Here is a 15,814-nt window from a genome sequence, read left to right as displayed (position 1 = left end):
GTGGCAAGATCGCGTGGGTGACCAGCAGACCCGCCGCGGCTCCGAACCTGCGCACCCTCGCGCTGCTGCGCCGCGTCCGCGACCGCATCGACCGGGAGTACGCGCAGCCGCTGGACGTCGAGGCACTGGCCCGCGGCGTGAACATGTCGGCGGGCCATCTCAGCCGCGAGTTCCGCCTCGCCTACGGGGAATCGCCGTACTCCTACCTGATGACGCGCCGGATCGAACGGGCGATGGCGTTGCTGCGCCGGGGTGAACTCAGCGTCACCGAGGTCTGCTTCGCGGTCGGCTGCGCGTCGCTGGGCACCTTCAGCACGCGCTTCAGCGAACTGGTCGGCATGTCCCCCGGCGCCTACCGGCGCCTGGCGGCGAGCGGGACGGAAGGCATCCCGTCGTGCGTGGCGAAACAGGTGACCAGACCGGTCAGGAACCGTCAGGCGCGGTCGTCGGACCGCACCTGACGCTGCCGCCCCGGAACGCGGCACCGTGCCGAGTCCCGGTGGATCGGGACCCGGCACGGTGGCGGCCGCTGTGGAGCGGCTGCCCGGGCCGCCGGCGCGACGTGAAGGCGGCCCGGGACGATGGGGTGGGACACCGACGGCCGCGGGTGTGGGACACCGACGGCCGGCGGCTCAGCCGTTCAGCGTCGATGAGGGCCTTGGTGACGTCCTCGGTGGAGGCGGTGCCGCCGACGTCCCGGGTGGGGACGCCCGCGGCCGTGGTGGCCTCGATGGCCCGGTGCAGACGGACCGCCTGCTCGGGAAGCCCGAAGTGCTCCAGCATCAGCGCGGCACTGCCCACCGCGCCGATCGGATTTGCCGGGCCCTGCCCGGCGATGTCCGGGGCGGAACCGTGGACGGGCTCGAACATGCCGGGGAAGCGGCGCTCGGGGTTGAAGGTTGGCGCTGGCGGCCAGACCGAGGCTGCCGGCCAGGGCGCTGCCGAGGCCGGAGAGGATGTCCGCGCTGAGGTTGGAGGCCACGACGACGGTCCTCGGGCCGGGGAAGAGGCGCCGGCTCGCGCTGCGCTTCTGGGCGAAGGCCTCGCCCCGGTCGTTGAGGATCACCGCGCCGACGGTCCAGAGCTCCCCGCCCGCGGGCACGGGTACGCCGACGCCCGCGTCCACCGCGAGCCGCTGATCGTCTCTCGGCATGGGCGTCAGCTCAGGCGGGACGCCACGGGCCCGGAGCAGAGGATGGACAAGGGGCCCGGCCGCTGCCGGACCCCTTCACATCCTGTGGCGGGACAGGACCCGGCGCCGGGCTCTCGAGGTGAGAGCCCGGCGCCCGGGATCCGTGTCAGCCGCGGACGATGTTCTCGGCCTGGGGGCCCTTCTGGCCCTGGGTCACGTCGAAGGTGACCGTCTCCCCCTCGACCAGCTCCCGGTAGCCGTTGCCGGAGATGTTGGAGTAGTGCGCGAAGACGTCCGGCCCGCCGCCGTCCTGGGCGATGAATCCGAAGCCCTTCTCGGCGTTGAACCACTTCACGGTGCCGCTGGCCATGCTGTTGTGTCCTTCGTTCTCGCCGGTCACCCGGCTGGAGTGGAATGTGGGAGCCTTCCACGAGCATGGGCGGCGTCCCAGAACCCTTCCTACCCCACGGGTCACCGAATTATCCGATCTTTCTGCACGAGGTCTTCTTCGTGTTGCGCGCGACGTACGCCGGCCGGTGCACGGCCGCCGCCGGGACCCGCGTGCGGCGCCCGCCACGGGAGGTCGGTCGCCCCGCCCGTGTACGCCCTCGCCGCTCCGCCAACTGCCCTGCGCCGGGCCGCTGTTCATGTACACCCGACGCGACGATTCCTATGCAGCGCACAGGTTGTTGCCAGCCTCCCTTTAATCACCGACGAAATTGTCGACGATGTGAATCACACCACCCACGGACACAAGCCGCGCACCCCGGGAACCCACCGCTCACGCCGTTGGTTCATGAACAAGGCCCTGCTCGCCGGCGGCGTCTCCGCCGTCGCGGTCATGGGCGGCTACGCCGCCACCACGGCCGGCGCCGAGACGACGTCGACGACCGACGCGACCGCGAGCGCGTCGCCGTCGGGCCCGCCGGCCGGCGGCGGCTTCGGCCAGACGATCGCCTACGACGACTTCGTCGGCGTCACCACGGACGGCACCGTCGTCGACGACCTGTACGCGATCCACTCCACCGGCGTCTCCACCACCCCGGTGATCCGCGCCGCGCAGGCCTTCGTCGACTCGCTCACCGACGACCAGAAGTCGGCCACGCTCTTCGACGTCGACGCCGACCAGTGGCTGGACTGGACCAACGTCGACTCCAACGACCGTGAGGGCGTCGCCCTGCGCGACCTCACCGAGAAGCAGTACGCGCTCGCCCTGAAGCTGCTCAAGGCCTCGCTGTCGGCTCGCGGCCTGAAGCAGGCCAACAGCATCCGCAAGCTCAACCACTTCCTCGGCGAGTACTCGGGCGACACCTCCAAGGCGCTCAACGAGGACGCCTACTGGTTCACCGTCATGGGCACCCCGTCGGCGAAGGACGCCTGGGGCTTCCAGTTCGAGGGCCACCACCTCGTCATCAACTACTTCGTCCTCGGCGACCAGGTCGTGATGACCCCGACCTTCATGGGCTCCGAGCCGACGAAGATCACCTACGACGGTGTGGACTACCACCTCTTCCGCGAGGAGACCGCCGCCGGCCTCAAGCTCCTGCGCTCGCTGGACAGCACTCAGCTCGCCACCGCGCTCTCCACCGCCGCGAAGACCGGCGCCGACCTGATCGCCGGAGCCGGCCAGGACAACGCCGTCATCCCGTACGCGGGCCTCAAGGGCTCCGAGCTGAACCGCCGGCAGCAGCAGCTGCTGCTCGACCTGGTCGAGGTGTACGTCGGCTACCAGGACGAGGGCCACGCGCGGGTGCGGCTGCGGGAGATCGAGAAGCACCTCGACGACACGTACTTCTACTGGATCGGCGAGTACGAGGACGACTCGGCGTTCTACTACCGCGTCCACAGCCCGGTCGTGCTGATCGAATACGACGCCGAGTCCCCGCTCGCGTACCACGAGGACGAGGACGGCAGCTCGGCCTCGGCCACGCCGTCCGCCTCCGCCTCGCCCTCCACCTCGGCGAGCCCGGGCGGCGCCCCCGGCGGCGGCGGTCCCGGCGGAACCCCCACCCAGCAGCACATCCACACCATCATCCGCACCCCCAACGGCAACGACTACGGCGTGGACCTGCTCAAGCTCCACCTGGCGACCGACCACTGACGGTCGCTCCGCCGCCCGCGCCACCTCGGGCGCCCCGGCTCCGGCCGGGGCGCCCGTCGGCGTCCGGCCGGGCGCCCCGCCCCCAGCCCTCACCCGCCGAGGTTCTCCTGATGCAGGAGCCGCGGTGCGGAGACATGGCCGTCGCGGAGGACCGAGGCTAACGTCACCCACATGACGGCCGAGGGCGGGGCGGGAGACGGCGACGTGCTGACCGGCGGCACGGTCAACGCGGGTGCGGTGTTCCGCCGTGGCGGACTGGTGGACCGGCCCGCGCCACGCACCGCGCGCGCCCTCCACGCCCACCTCCTGGCGCTCGGGGAGCACGGCTTCGACGCGGCTCCGAGGCCGGTCCGGCTCACCCCGGACGGCCGTGAACAGTTGACCTACGTCCGGGAACGGCCGCCCGTCCCTCGACCCCGCCTCCGCGGCGGCCCTCTGCCCCGCCGGGCTGCACGCCCCGACACGGCTGCGGATCCTCGCCGACAGCTACGGCCTCTCCCCGCAGGAGCGCGCCGAACTGCCCGCGGTCGTCGAACAGGTGACCGCTTCCTGTCGGGCCTTCGTCGCCGACCGCGTGGCGGCGGGTGACCCCGTCTACACCCGGATGCTGTCCGAGCGCGGCGGCCGGCGACGCTGGGACCGTGTGCAGGAATGGCTCCGGGCGCACCGCGACGGGTTCACGGCCGCCCTGCTGGACTGACCGTTCGCCCGTACGGTGCGGGGTCGGTCAGCGGGCGGCCGAGTGGCTGCCCAGGCGGACCGGGGCGTCGGTGCGGGACGTGATGTCCTCGACGGTGACGCCCGGAGCCGTCTCGACCAGGGCGAGGCCGTCGGCGGTGACGTCCAGGACGCCCAGGTCGGTGATGACGCGGTGCACGCACCGCTCGCCCGTGAGCGGCAGGGTGCAGTCCTTCAGGATCTTCGGGCTGCCGTCCTTGGCGGTGTGCTCCATCAGGACGATGACCCGGCGGGCGCCGTGCACGAGGTCCATGGCGCCGCCCATGCCCTTGACCATCTTCCCCGGGATCATCCAGTTGGCCAGGTCGCCGGCGGCCGACACCTGCATGGCGCCGAGGACCGCGGTGTCGATGTGGCCGCCGCGGATCATGCCGAAGGAGAGCGCGGAATCGAAGAAGGAGGCGCCCGGCAGGACCGTCACGGTCTCCTTGCCGGCGTTGATCAGGTCCGGGTCGACCTGGTCCTCGGTGGGGTACGGGCCGGTGCCCAGGATGCCGTTCTCGGAGTGCAGCACCACGTGGACCCCGGGCGGGAGGTGGCCGGGGATCAGGGTCGGCAGGCCGATGCCCAGGTTGACGTAGGAGCCGTCGGTGAGCTCGGCGGCGGCGCGGGCCGCCATCTGGTCGCGGGTCCAGGCCATCAGGAACGCACCGTCCCTCGGGTCGAAGATGCGGAAACAGTGAGGCGCTCGATCCGCTTGTCGGCGGCCTCCTCGGCGCTGAGCCGGACGACCCTCTGCACGTAGATGCCGGGCAGGTGCACCTCGTCGGGGCGCAGCTCGCCCGGTTCGACGAGTTCCTCGACCTCGGCGACGGTGACGCGGCCGGCCATCGCGGCGAGGGGGTTGAAGTTGGCGGCCGCGAGGCGGAAGCACAGGTTGCCGTGGCGGTCGCCGCGCCAGGCCCGTACGAGGGCGAAGTCGGTGGTGATGCCCTCCTCCAGCACATGCGGGCGGCCCGCGAAGTCGCGGGTCTCCTTGGGCGGGGAGGCCACGGCGACGGACCCGTCGGAGGCGTAGCGCCAGGGCAGACCGCCCTGAGCGACCTGGGTGCCGACGCCCGCCGGGGTGTAGAAGGCGGGGATGCCGGCGCCGCCGGCGCGCAGGCGTTCGGCGAGCGTGCCCTGGGGGGTGAGCTCGACCTCCAGTTCCCCGGAGAGGTACTGGCGGGCGAACTCCTTGTTCTCGCCCACGTAGGAGCCGGTGACGCGGGCGATGCGGCCGGCGGCGAGCAGGACGCCGAGGCCGCGGCCGTCCACGCCGCAGTTGTTGGAGACGACCCGCAGACCGGTCGCCCCCTGGGTGTGCAGGGCACGGATCAGTGCCTCGGGTACGCCGCTGAGGCCGAAGCCGCCGACGGCCAGTGACGCGCCGTCGGGGATGTCGGCGACGGCCTCGGCGGCGCTGCCGCGGACCTTGTTCACAGGGGGAGTCCTTTCAGGTGATGGCGCCGGGCAGCACGGCGGACCAGCCGCCGTCCACGACGAGGTTGGCGCCCGTGATGTACGCGGCCTCGTCGGAGGCCAGGAACACGGCCGCGTTGACGACGTCGTCGGCCGCGCCGAGCCGCCCCAGCGGGATGTGCCGGGCGATGGAGCGCATCGGGTGGTCGTCGGCGAGGAGGTTGCCGCGGGAGCCGTCGGTGTCGATCATTCCGGGGCTGACGCAGTTGACCCGGATGCCGTGCGGGGCACCCTCCGCGGCGAGCTGGCGGGTCAGCGCGATCACCGCGCCCTTGGAGGCGGTGTGCGCGGTGCGCGCGTTGGTGAGCGAGCCGGTCAGCCCGGCCGTCGAGCCGACGGTGAGGACGCAGCCGCGGGCGGCGACGAGGTGCGGCCAGGCCGCGCGCACGGTCAGCCACACCGAGTCCAGCTCGGCGCGCATCGTGAACGCGAAATCCTCGTACGGCTGGCTGTCGATCGCCCCGAAGCGGACGGCGCCGGCGTTGGCGTAGACGACGTCGACGCCGCCGAACGCGTCGACGGCCTCCGCCACCCAGGAGCGGACGGAGTCCTCGTCGGTGACGTCCAGCGGGCCGGGGGTGAGGGCGGTGCCGCCCTCGCGGGCGATGAGCCGCTGCGTCTCGACCGCCTCCTCGTGCAGCAGGTCGCCGCCGACGACGAGCGCGCCCTCGGCCGCGAACCGCAGCGCCGCCGCCCGGCCCTGGCCGCGCGCGGTGCCGGAGACCAGCGCGACCTTCCCTTCGAGCCGCTTCATCCGGTCACCTCCGCGCGCAGGGCGTCGGAGACGGACTTGACGCCGCCGTGCGCGGTGAGCCCGCCGTCCACGGGGATCTCGGCGCCGGTGACGAACGACGCCTCGTCGGAGAGCAGGAAGACGACCAGGCCGGTGACCTCGTCGACGGTGCCGGTGCGGCCCAGCGGGGTCTCACGGACGTTGGCCTCGCGGAAGGCCGGGGCGGCGGAAGCGGTCATGTCGGTCTCGATGTAGCCGGGGTGGACGGTGTTGACGCGGATGCCGCGCGGGCCGAGCTCCAGGGCGGCGGTCCGCGACAGGCCGCGCAGCGCCCACTTGCTGGTGGTGTACGCGACCGGGTAGTGGGCGGTGAGGGCCGCCGAGGAGCCCACGTTCACCACGGAGGCGCCGGCGGGCATGAGGGGCGCGAGGTGCTGGATGCCCAGCAGGGGGCCGGTGACGTTGACCGCGTGGACGCGCGCCATGTCCTCGGGGCGCACGTCGCCGAGGCGGGCGCGCCAGGTGACGCCCGCGTTGTTCACCAGGCCGTGCACCTCCCCGTACGCCTCGCGCAGGTCGGCGGCGAGGCCGGCCCAGTCCCGCTCGCTGGTGACGTCGAGCCGGCGGCAGCCGTCCCCGGGGTCGACGTCGGTGGCGATGACACGGGCGCCCTCCCGGGTGAGCGCCTCGGCCTCGGCGGCGCCCTGGCCGCGGGCCGCGCCGGTGACCACCACGACCTTGCCCAGGAGCCGCTTGGGGTGCGGGGCGGTCACGGCCGCTCCCGCGAGCGGCGCCGGCCGGCCGGCAGCGGCACGGGCTCGACACCGGGGACGACGGTGTTGGTGAGCGTGCCGATGCCCTCGACGGTGAGGGAGACGGTGTCGCCGGGCTTCAGCGGCGGCGGGGACTGCTCGCCGCGCAGGCCCCACAGCTCGGCCAGGCAGCCGCCGTTGCCGCAGGTGCCGGAGCCGAGCACGTCACCCGGCACGACGCGGGTGCCGCGCGAGGCGTAGGCGACCATCTCCTCGAAGGTCCAGCTCATGTTGGACAGCAGGTCCTCGCCGACCACCTCGCCGTTGATCTCGGCGGTCAGCGCCAGGCGCAGGAAGCCGTCGGCGTCCCGGTGCGGTTCCAGCTCGTCGGCCGTGACCAGGCAGGGGCCGAGGGTGGTGGCGGTGTCCTTGCCCTTGCAGGGGCCGAGGCCGACCTTCATCTCGGCGGACTGGAGGTCGCGGGCGGACCAGTCGTTGAAGACGGTGTAGCCGACGATGTGGTCCCGGGCCGCCGCGGGGGTCAGGTCGCGGCCCTCGCGGCCGATGACGACGCCCACCTCCAGCTCGAAGTCGAGCACCGACGAGCCGGGCGGCACCGGGATGTCGTCGAGGTGGCCGTAGACGGCGTGCGGGTTGGTGAAGTAGAAGGTCGGTGCCGCGTACCACTGGTCGGGCACGCCCGCCGCGCCGTCGACGGAGCGGCGTACCCCCTCGACGTGTTCCTCGAAGGTGACGAAGTCCCGGACCGAGGCGGGCTGGAGCGGCGGCAGCAGCCGTACCTGGGAGACGTGCGGGCCCGCGGGCACGTCGAGGGCGGCCGCGCCGGCGGCGAGCAGTCCGGGCAGCCCGTCGGTCTCCGCGAGCAGCGCGGTGAGGGACTGCACGCCGGGCAGCGGGAGGAGCGTGCCGTCCTCCTCGACGACGGCCACGCGGCGGCGCTGCCGGTGCTCGTAGGCGGCGAAACGCATGGTGCGGCTCCTGGGAGGGGGTGGGAGGGGTGACGGAAGGCTTGCGGACCGGGGGCGCGGCGGGCAGTCAGGGCATGACAGGACGCGCCGCGCCCCCGGAGCCGGCGGGGAGGATCAGACCGGCGGGGCGACGAACACGCCGCGGTCGGGGTCGTTGAACGACTCCTTGGCGACGAGCTCGTTCATCGGGTTCGCCGTGCCCCACTGGTCGGTGACCTCGGGCTGGGAGAAGTCGTAGACGTGGGGGTGCCAGGTGTCCTCGTCGAGGAGCTCCAGCTCGGTGGTGTACTCGACGGTGTTGCCGTGCGGGTCGAGGAAGTACGTGAAGGTGTTGTCCCCGGCCATGTGCCGGCCGGGGCCCCAGATCTTCTGGAACCCGGCGCGGATGACCCGGCCGGAACCGCGCATGTACTCGTCGATGCCGCGCATCTCGAACGAGATGTGGTGCAGCGAGGTGTGCGGGCCCTTGGCCAGCGCCATCGAGTGGTGCTGGTTGCTGATCCGCATGAAGTGCATGACCTCGCCCATGTGGGGCGAGCTGAGGGTGTCCGACAGGGCGAAGCCGAGGTGGCGCTCGTACCACTCGCGGGTCCGGTTCAGGTCGGGCGAGTTGAGGACGACGTGCGACAGCTTGACCGGGATCGACTCCTTCTCCTCGATCTTGCGGTGCTGCCGCACCTCCACGTCGGCGGAGACCTCGATGGTGCGTCCGTCGACGTCGAAGAAGCGGAAGCCGTAGCCGCCGCCGGGGGTGTCGACCGTGCCCGGCCGCGAGATCAGCTGCACGCCCCCGGCCAGCAGCCGCTCGGCGAGCGTGTCGACGTCGGCGGCGGACGCGGCGCCGTAGGAGACGAGGTCGAGGCGCTTCTCGTCGGCCTTGCGCAGCCGGACGACGTACTGCTCGGGGGAGCCCTCGGCGGCCAGGAAGGAGATCCCGGAGTCCTCGGCGACCTTGGTCAGGCCCCAGACGCCGGCGTAGAAGTCCAGCTGTTTGTCGTAGTCGGGCACGGCGAGGTCGACGTGCCGCAGGTGGGTGAGCAGGCGCATGGTGTCAGTCCTTCCGGAGGAGGGCGGCCGCGTTGCCGCCCCGTACGGCCTCGACGTCGGCGTCGGACAGCCGCGCGGCGCGCAGGGCGCCGACCGGGTCCTCGCTGCCCATGTCGAAGGGGAAGTCGGAGCCGAGGAGCACCCGGTCGGCGCCGGCGACGCGGACCAGCTCCCGCAGCACGTGCGGGTCGTGGACCAGGGAGTCGAAGTACAGGCGCTTCAGGTAGCTGCTCGGCAGGTGGGCGCAGCCCGCGCCCGCGTCGGAGCGGGCCGACCAGGCGTGGTCGGAGCGGCCGATGTGGGTGGGCAGGTAGCCGCCGCCGTGCGCGGCGATCAGCGTCAGCCCCGGATGCCGATCCAGGACGCCCGAGAAGATCAGGTGGGACAGCGCGACGGCGTTCTCGGTGGGCTGGCCGACGGTGTTGGACAGGTACCACCGGTCCAGGCGCTCGTCGAGCGTGCAGCCGAACGGGTGCAGGAACAGGATCGCCCCGGTCTCCTCCGCCCGCGCCCACAACGGCTCGTAGGCGGGGTCGGACAGCTCCCGGCCCGGGGCGTGGCTGGAGATCTCCACACCCAGCAGCCCCTGCTCCATGGCGTGGTCCAGGGCCGCGACCGCGAGGTCGGGGTGCTGGAGCGGTACGAGCCCGAGCCCGCGCAGCCGGTCGGGGGCGGCGGCGCAGTGCGCGGCGGTGGCCTCGTTCGCCAGCCGGTACACCTTCTCGGCCGTGTCCTCGTCCGCCCAGTAGTGGTAGTGCGACGGGGAGGGGCTGACCAGCTGCACGTCCACGCCCTGCGCGTCCATCGACGCCAGGCGCACGGCGACGTCGGTCAGCTTCGGGATGCGCGCGCCCACCATGGGGCCGTTGACGGCGAGGGCGGCGGGGCCGTTGCGGCGGGCGTCCAGCGCCTTGGCCTCGGCGTGGCCGGGCAGTCCCGCCACGAGCGCCTCGATCTCGGGCAGCAGGACGTGGGCGTGCACGTCCACGGTCGGCGTCGTCACGGCAGCTCCCGGAGCATCGTCATGGTGCGGGCCATCAGGCCCGGGACATCGGCGTCGCGCACCCCGTCCAGCTGCCACTGCCCGATCTGCACGGACGCCTCGACGACCGGCCGGACACGGCTGATCCGCCGCTCGTAGAACGCCTGGAGCAGCGCGTCGTCCCAGGTGTCGGCGCCGGTCAGCAGCTGCGCCAGCACCCACGCGTCCTCCAGGGACAGCGCGGCGCCCTGGGCGAGGGTGGGCGGGCAGCAGTGGGCGGCGTCACCGATCAGCACGACGCGGCCGCGGTGCCAGGAGCCTTCGACCAGCATCCGGTCGAACCAGGTGTAGTTGACCTGCGCGGGATCGGTGATGTGCGCGGTGATCTCCGGCCAGCAACCGCCGTACGCGGAGGCCAGGCGGCGCATCTCGTCGGCGAACGTGTCCGCCGGAATGGCCGCCCGGTCGCGGTTGGCCTCGACGACGTACGCGTAGATCGTGGAGTCGCTGGTGGGGCAGTAGCCGGCGATGTACGCGGGGCCGCCGTAGGCGAGGTCGGTGCGGGTCACCCCGGCCGGGCGGGGCGCGGCGATGCGCCAGATGGCCATCCCGGTCGGCTCGGGCCGGTCCGGGACGCCGATGGCGGCGCGGGTGGCGGAGCCGAGGCCGTCGGCCGCGATCACCAGGTCGTACCGGCCCTCGGTGCCGTCGGTGAAGCGCACGGTCACGCCGTCGGCGTCCTGGTCCAGGGACTCGGCCCGGGTGCCCAGCCGCACGCGGGCGCCGCTGTCCCGGACGGCGTCGATGAGGATGCGCTGGAGCTGCGGGCGCTGCATGCCGACGGTGGCGGGCAGGTCGTCGCCGCCGGTGCGCAGGTCGTCCTGGACGTGCAGGACGGTCCCGTCGGGGGCGGTGATGCCGACGGAGCCGAAGCCGAAGCCGGACGCCTCGACCTGCTTCCACACGCCCAGTTCGCGCAGGACCCGCAGGGCGTTGCCCTGGAGGGTGATGCCGGAGCCCGCGGTGGCGTTCCAGTCGTCCTTCGCCTCGACGAGGTCCACCGTCAGGCCGGCCCGGCGCAGCAGCACCGTCACGGCGTTGCCGGCCGCGCCACCGCCGATCACCAGGACCGTACGGGCATTGCTCATGGGGAACTCCCTTGTTCCTCGGGTTACTTGACGGCGATCGGGTTGACGGGGGAGCCGACGGCCCCGGTGATGGGCAGGGGCGCCGCGGTCAGCCAGAAGTCGTACCGGCCGTCGGCCGCGCAGTCCTCGGCCAGCGCCTCCAGGTCCCACATCTCGCCGATGAGCAGACCGGTGTTGGGGATGACGACCTGGTGCAGCGGCTGGAAGGCGTGCTCGAACTCGTTGGGCCGCACCTCGAAGCCCCAGGTGTCGGTGGCGATCGCGGCGATCTCGGTGCCGTGCAGCCAGCCGGCCGTGGTGAAGGACAGGCCGGGCGCGGGCCCGCCCGCGTAGTCGCCCCAGCCGTCGCGGCGGACGCGGGCGAGCTGCCCGGTGCGCACCAGCACGATGTCGCCCCGGCCGACGGTCACGCCGTGGGCCTCGGCGGTCGCCGTCAGGTGCTCCTCGGTGATCGCGAAGCCGTCCGGCAGCTCACCGTCCTCGCCGACCACCCGGCCCACGTCGAGCAGCACACCGCGCCCGGCGACGTGCGGGGCCATGTGCTCGATGCCGGTGACCAGGTCGCCGTCGGAGGTGACGACCTTCTCTGCCGGACGCCCGTTCCACGCCTTGCCGTGGTCGAAGATGTGCCCGAGCCCGTCCCACTGGGTGGAGCACTGCAACGGCATCGCGATCACGTCGTCGGCGCCGCCGATGCCGTGCGGGAAGCCCTGGTTGCCGAGGGCGGCGTCGGTGCCGGTGTCCAGCATGGTGTGCACCGGGTTGGTGCGCCGGCGCCAGCCCTTCTGCGGGCCGTCCATGTCGAACCGCTGGGAGAGGGAGAAGCTCACCCCGCGCCGGATCAGGGCCGCGCCCTCGCGCCGCTTGGCCGCGTCGAGGAAGTTGAGGGTGCCGAGCACGTCGTCCTCGCCCCAGCGGCCCCAGTTGGAGTACGCCTTCGCGGCGCTCGCGATCGCGCCCTCCGGGTCGTGGCGGTCCAGGGTCACCGCGTCTCCTCCGCCACACAGCGGGTGCGCTGGACGCCGAGCCCGGTGATCGAGCTCTCCATCACGTCGCCGTCGCGCAGCAGCCGGCCCCAGTGCATGCCGTTGCCGGCCGGGGAGCCGGTCAGCACCAGGTCGCCGGGGAGCAGACGGGCGGTCTGGGAGGCGTACGCCACCATGCGCGCCACGTCGAAGATCATGTCCTTGGTGGACTCGTCCTGCATGGTCTCGCCGTTCAGCTTCAGCACCAGCCGCAGGTCGTTCGGTTCGGCGATCGACTCGGTCGGCACGATCCAGGGGCCGAGCGGGGTGAAGCCGGGGGCGTTCTTGCTGCGCAGCCAGTCGGTGCCGATCTGCGGCATGTCCCGGCGGAAGACGGTGGCACGGTCGGTCAGGTCGTTGGCGATCGTGTACCCGGCGACGTACTCCAGCGCCTCCTCCACGGACACCCGGTGGGCGGGCCGGCCGATCACGGCCGCCAGCTCCAGCTCCCAGTCCGGCTTCTCGGCCCAGGCCGGCAGCACGACGTCGTCGCCCGGACCCGTGATCGCGCTCGGCAGGCCGATGAACACGTACGGCAGGTCCTCCGCCGCCCGGCGGTCCATGATCTCCGCGGCCTCGGCGCGCCGCTCGCCCTCGGGCCGGTCGTCGCCGGGGGCGCGGTGGGCCACGTGCAGGTCGATCACGTGCTGCCGGTAGTTGGCGCCCGACTGGAACACCTGGCGCGGCTCGACCGGCGCGTGCACCCGCAGCCCGGCGAGCGGCGTGCGGGGGAGCGAGGTGTCGGCCGCCAGCTCGCGCAGCCGCGGCAGGGTCGTCTCCCAGTCGTCCAGCAGATCCCGGACGGTCAGCGATTCCCCGCCGAAGGGGGTGCGGAGATCGAGTGCCTGGCCGTCCGGGGTGACGAGGGCGGGGAAGGCCGGCCCGTCCGGGGCCGAGAGGGTGCCGAGGGCGAACGGGCCGGCGAAGAGCGCGGACGCGGCTTCAGGTTTCACGAACATGTCCTCCTGATTGCGGTGTGACTAATCTGGACCCCGCACCCGCAATCGGGGAAATAGATTGTGTGGATGGTCGGCATCCACCGCGTTTATTCCTCCTCGATCGGAGCCGTACCGCAAGGGGAGTCCCGTGAACCTGGCCCGCCTGGACCTCAACCTCGTCGTCGCCCTGCGCGCCCTCCTGGAGGAGCGCAACGTCACCCGCGCCGGACAGCGCGTCGGCCTCAGCCAGCCCGCCATGAGCGCCGCCCTCGCCCGCCTCCGCCGCCACTTCGACGACGACCTGCTCGCCCGCGTCGGCGGCCACTACGAACTCACCGCCCTCGGCCAGGTCCTCCTGGACCGCACCTCCACCGCCTACGACGTGCTCGAACGCCTCTTCGCCAGCCAGGCCGACTTCGACCCGGCCACCGAGCGGCGCGAGTTCAAGCTGCTCGCGTCGGACTACGCCGTCGCCGTCTTCGGCACCGAACTCGCCCGCGTCGTGCACGAGGAGGCCCCGGGCATCCGGCTCCGCTTCACCCACACCCCGCCGACCGTCGTCGACGACACCGCCACCCTGCTCAGCGCCACCGACGGCCTGCTGATGCCGCACGGGGTCGTCAGCGACTTCCCGGCCACCGACCTCTACGACGACCGCTGGGTCTTCCTCGTCGCGGACGACCACCCCAGCGTCGACGACCGGCTCACCCGGCAGGACCTGGCGCGGCTGCCGTGGGTCACCTACCAGCGCACCTACGACTCCCCCGCGGTACGCCAGCTCGGCATGCTCGGCATCGAGCCGCGCGTGGAGGTCTCCGTCAGCAGCTTCCAACTGCTGCCGCTGCTGGTCGCCGGCACCCGGCGGATCGCCCTGGTGCAGGCGCGCCTGGCCCGGCTGCTGGCACCGGTCGCCGCCGTGCGCGTCGTGGAGCCGCCCTACGAGGCGGTCCCGCTGCGGGAGGCCCTGTGGTGGCACCCGGTCCACACGCACGACGCCGCCCACATCTGGCTGCGCGAGACGGCCGCGCGGGTGGGGGCGCGGCTGCCTCGGGAGGGGGAGGGGTGAGGGGGCGGCTGGGAGGGACGGCTGAGCGGGGCGGCTGGGGGAGACGGCTGATCGGGGTCGCTGACGGGGGACGGTTCAGGGGAACGGCTGAGCGGGGTCGCTGAGGGACGGTTGAGGGGGACGGCTGAGCGGGGTGGGCGCCGCGTCGTGGGGTGGGCGGCGCGTCGGGGGGCAGCGTCGCCCGGTCGCGGCGGTGCGGCCGTCAGGCGGGCCGGGGCGCGGGGCCCGTGCCCGCCGGGGGAGCGCACCCCATCCACCCGCTGGATCGACGGCATCGGCACTTCGGATCACGCGAGGGCTGGGCAGGCCGCGTCCGCACCCGCATAGTCGTGGCACGTCACCGCGCCCGTACGCCGAGGTCCGAAGGGCCGCCCGTACGCCGAGGTCCGAAGGGCCGTCGCTCCCTCCGCCCCCGGTCCCCGCGCGGCGCCACTCTCCCGCACCGCGCCCTGGAGTGCTGCCATGCCCGCATCCGCCGCCCCGCCCGCCCACGACCAGGGTGACTCCCCGGCCGTCCGCAGCCGGCTGCCCGCCGTGCTGCTGATGGCCGGCAGTTGCCTGCCGATCCTCGGCGCGGTCCTGATCGCCCCCGTCCTGCCCCGCCTCCAGGACCACTTCGCCCACGTCCCCGGCGGCGCGGCCCTCGTCCCGCTCGTCCTCACCGTCCCGGCGCTCTCCCTGGCCGTGCTCGCGCCGTTCGCCGGCGTCCTCGTCGACCGGCTCGGCCGCAAGCGCCTGCTCGTCGCGGCCACCGTCCTGTACGCCCTGTTCGGCACCGCGCCGCTGTGGATCGACTCGCTGTACGGCATCGTGCTCAGCCGCGTCCTGGTGGGCGTCGTCGAAGCGGCCGTCATGACCTGCTGCACCACACTGATCGGCGACTACTGGACCGGACGCGAGCGCGACCGGCTCCTCGCCCTCCAGACGATGTGCGCGTCGGTGTCCGCCACGGTCTTCCTCGTGCTCGGCGGAGCCCTGGGGTCCGCCGGCTGGCGCACGCCCTTCTGGCTGTACGCGGTCGGCCTGCTGCTCGCTCCCGCCATGGCCCGGGCGCTGCCGGCCCCCGCGCCCGCCGCACCGCGTCCGGCGGCCGGCCCCCGGCCCTCCCCCGTCCGGCGCATGGCGGGCATCTGCCTGCTGACCGTCTTCGGCGGGGTCGTCTTCTACGCCGTGCCCGTCGAGATGTCCTTCCTCCTCGACGACCTGGGCGTGGCCTCCACCGGCGTCATCGGGGCCGTCACGGCGCTCGCGAGTGCCGCCACCGTCCTCGGCTCGGTGCTCTTCACCCGGCTCGCCGACCGGTCCGGCCGCCGTCTGCCCGCCCTCTTCCTGCTGTGCGCCGCCGGTTTCCTGCTGATGGGCACGGCCGGCCACCCCGGCCTGCTGGTCGCCGGCGCCGTCGTCAACTGCGTCGGCACGGGGCTGCTCCTGCCGTCGCTGCTGACACTGGCGATGTCCCGACTGGACTTCGCCGACCGGGGACGCGGGACCGGGCTGTGGACGGCGGCGTTCTTCCTCGGCGAGTTCCTCTGCCCGCTGGCCCTCCTCGCCGGCGAGGGCGCCGTGGGCGATCTGGCCTCCTCCGTCGGCCTGCTCGGCCTGCTCACCCTGCTGGTCTCCGCCGCGCTGCTGCCCGCCAGCCGCCGGGCGGCCGAGGTGCCGCGCGGACGGGTTCCCGAGGGGCTCTGACCCGGCGGGCCGC

The 15,814-nt window shown here is 73.4% G+C and carries 16 protein-coding genes and 2 pseudogenes; 6 read left to right on the top strand and 12 right to left on the bottom strand.

Features of this window, described 5'->3' with window-relative positions:
• Positions 1 to 17: 17 nt before the first annotated feature.
• The gene (locus tag ACZ3KJ_RS32245) at positions 18 to 461 is read left to right on the top strand and encodes a helix-turn-helix transcriptional regulator (protein ID WP_467532172.1); all 444 of its coding nucleotides are present in this window, start codon (positions 18 to 20) and stop codon (positions 459 to 461) included.
• A 181-nt stretch (positions 462 to 642) separates the two neighbouring features.
• Here the strand turns inward: ACZ3KJ_RS32245 and ACZ3KJ_RS32240 are convergent.
• A pseudogene (locus ACZ3KJ_RS32240) lies at positions 643 to 994 on the bottom strand (isocitrate/isopropylmalate family dehydrogenase); the annotation flags it as partial.
• On the opposite strand from ACZ3KJ_RS32240, the gene ACZ3KJ_RS32235 reads away from it, so the two are divergent.
• Positions 957 to 1,139, top strand: coding sequence for a hypothetical protein (locus tag ACZ3KJ_RS32235; RefSeq protein ID WP_467532251.1), 183 nt, complete (start codon positions 957 to 959; stop codon positions 1,137 to 1,139). The pseudogene ACZ3KJ_RS32240 and the gene ACZ3KJ_RS32235 sit on opposite strands and share 38 nt — an antisense overlap.
• Before the next feature lie 159 nt (positions 1,140 to 1,298).
• On the opposite strand, the gene ACZ3KJ_RS32230 is transcribed toward ACZ3KJ_RS32235, so the two are convergent.
• Positions 1,299 to 1,502, bottom strand: coding sequence for a cold-shock protein (locus ACZ3KJ_RS32230; protein WP_385077134.1), 204 nt, complete (start codon positions 1,500 to 1,502; stop codon positions 1,299 to 1,301).
• 426 nt (positions 1,503 to 1,928) lie between these two features.
• Here ACZ3KJ_RS32230 and ACZ3KJ_RS32225 point away from each other — a divergent pair, with 426 nt between their 5' ends.
• Both ACZ3KJ_RS32225 and ACZ3KJ_RS32220 read left to right on the top strand, forming a co-directional pair.
• Complete coding sequence (locus ACZ3KJ_RS32225; RefSeq protein WP_467532170.1) at positions 1,929 to 3,233, top strand: DUF3500 domain-containing protein; 1,305 nt, start codon at positions 1,929 to 1,931, stop codon at positions 3,231 to 3,233.
• 171 nt (positions 3,234 to 3,404) lie between these two features.
• Positions 3,405 to 3,933, top strand: a pseudogene (locus ACZ3KJ_RS32220) (hypothetical protein).
• Positions 3,934 to 3,960: 27 nt separating this feature from the next.
• Here ACZ3KJ_RS32220 and ACZ3KJ_RS32215 read toward each other — a convergent pair.
• The 10 genes from ACZ3KJ_RS32215 to ACZ3KJ_RS32170 form a co-directional block, all read right to left on the bottom strand.
• Positions 3,961 to 4,611: a CoA transferase subunit B gene (locus ACZ3KJ_RS32215; protein WP_467532169.1), complete on the bottom strand. Its 651-nt coding sequence runs from the start codon at positions 4,609 to 4,611 to the stop codon at positions 3,961 to 3,963.
• A complete protein-coding gene (locus tag ACZ3KJ_RS32210) occupies positions 4,611 to 5,393 on the bottom strand; it encodes a CoA transferase subunit A (RefSeq protein ID WP_467532167.1) in 783 nt (260 codons plus the stop codon). Before ACZ3KJ_RS32210 ends, ACZ3KJ_RS32215 begins: the two co-directional genes overlap by 1 nt.
• Positions 5,394 to 5,406: 13 nt before the next feature.
• A complete protein-coding gene (locus ACZ3KJ_RS32205) occupies positions 5,407 to 6,186 on the bottom strand; it encodes an SDR family NAD(P)-dependent oxidoreductase (protein WP_467532166.1) in 780 nt (259 codons plus the stop codon).
• Entirely contained in the window at positions 6,183 to 6,938 is a 756-nt protein-coding gene (locus ACZ3KJ_RS32200) for an SDR family NAD(P)-dependent oxidoreductase (RefSeq protein ID WP_467532165.1), read from the bottom strand. Before ACZ3KJ_RS32200 ends, ACZ3KJ_RS32205 begins: the two co-directional genes overlap by 4 nt.
• A complete protein-coding gene (locus ACZ3KJ_RS32195; protein ID WP_467532164.1) occupies positions 6,935 to 7,906 on the bottom strand; it encodes a fumarylacetoacetate hydrolase family protein in 972 nt (323 codons plus the stop codon). The genes ACZ3KJ_RS32200 and ACZ3KJ_RS32195 overlap by 4 nt, the downstream gene beginning before the upstream one ends.
• 114 nt (positions 7,907 to 8,020) lie before the next feature.
• Positions 8,021 to 8,953 carry a VOC family protein gene (locus ACZ3KJ_RS32190; RefSeq protein ID WP_467532162.1) on the bottom strand — a complete coding sequence of 311 codons (933 nt, stop codon included), beginning with the start codon at positions 8,951 to 8,953 and terminating at the stop codon, positions 8,021 to 8,023.
• A gap of 4 nt (positions 8,954 to 8,957) precedes the next feature.
• Positions 8,958 to 9,956 (bottom strand): amidohydrolase family protein, encoded by a 999-nt coding sequence (locus ACZ3KJ_RS32185; protein ID WP_467532160.1) that lies wholly within the window; start codon positions 9,954 to 9,956, stop codon positions 8,958 to 8,960.
• Positions 9,953 to 11,083 carry an FAD-dependent oxidoreductase gene (locus ACZ3KJ_RS32180; protein WP_467532158.1) on the bottom strand — a complete coding sequence of 377 codons (1,131 nt, stop codon included), beginning with the start codon at positions 11,081 to 11,083 and terminating at the stop codon, positions 9,953 to 9,955. Before ACZ3KJ_RS32180 ends, ACZ3KJ_RS32185 begins: the two co-directional genes overlap by 4 nt.
• Before the next feature lie 23 nt (positions 11,084 to 11,106).
• Positions 11,107 to 12,069 carry a cyclase family protein gene (locus ACZ3KJ_RS32175; RefSeq protein WP_467532156.1) on the bottom strand — a complete coding sequence of 321 codons (963 nt, stop codon included), beginning with the start codon at positions 12,067 to 12,069 and terminating at the stop codon, positions 11,107 to 11,109.
• The gene (locus ACZ3KJ_RS32170) at positions 12,066 to 13,067 is read right to left on the bottom strand and encodes a fumarylacetoacetate hydrolase family protein (RefSeq protein WP_467532155.1); all 1,002 of its coding nucleotides are present in this window, start codon (positions 13,065 to 13,067) and stop codon (positions 12,066 to 12,068) included. The genes ACZ3KJ_RS32175 and ACZ3KJ_RS32170 overlap by 4 nt, the downstream gene beginning before the upstream one ends.
• A 127-nt stretch (positions 13,068 to 13,194) precedes the next feature.
• On the opposite strand from ACZ3KJ_RS32170, the gene ACZ3KJ_RS32165 reads away from it, so the two are divergent.
• The gene (locus tag ACZ3KJ_RS32165; protein ID WP_467532153.1) at positions 13,195 to 14,112 is read left to right on the top strand and encodes a LysR family transcriptional regulator; all 918 of its coding nucleotides are present in this window, start codon (positions 13,195 to 13,197) and stop codon (positions 14,110 to 14,112) included.
• Between the two features lie 462 nt (positions 14,113 to 14,574).
• A complete protein-coding gene (locus ACZ3KJ_RS32160; protein ID WP_467532152.1) occupies positions 14,575 to 15,801 on the top strand; it encodes an MFS transporter in 1,227 nt (408 codons plus the stop codon).
• The last annotated feature ends 13 nt before the right edge of the window (positions 15,802 to 15,814 follow it).

This window comes from Streptomyces sp. NPDC003248 (assembly GCF_055563235.1).
The sequence above is the reverse complement of the archived record's forward strand: the minus strand, read 5'-3'. Positions and strand labels throughout refer to the sequence as shown.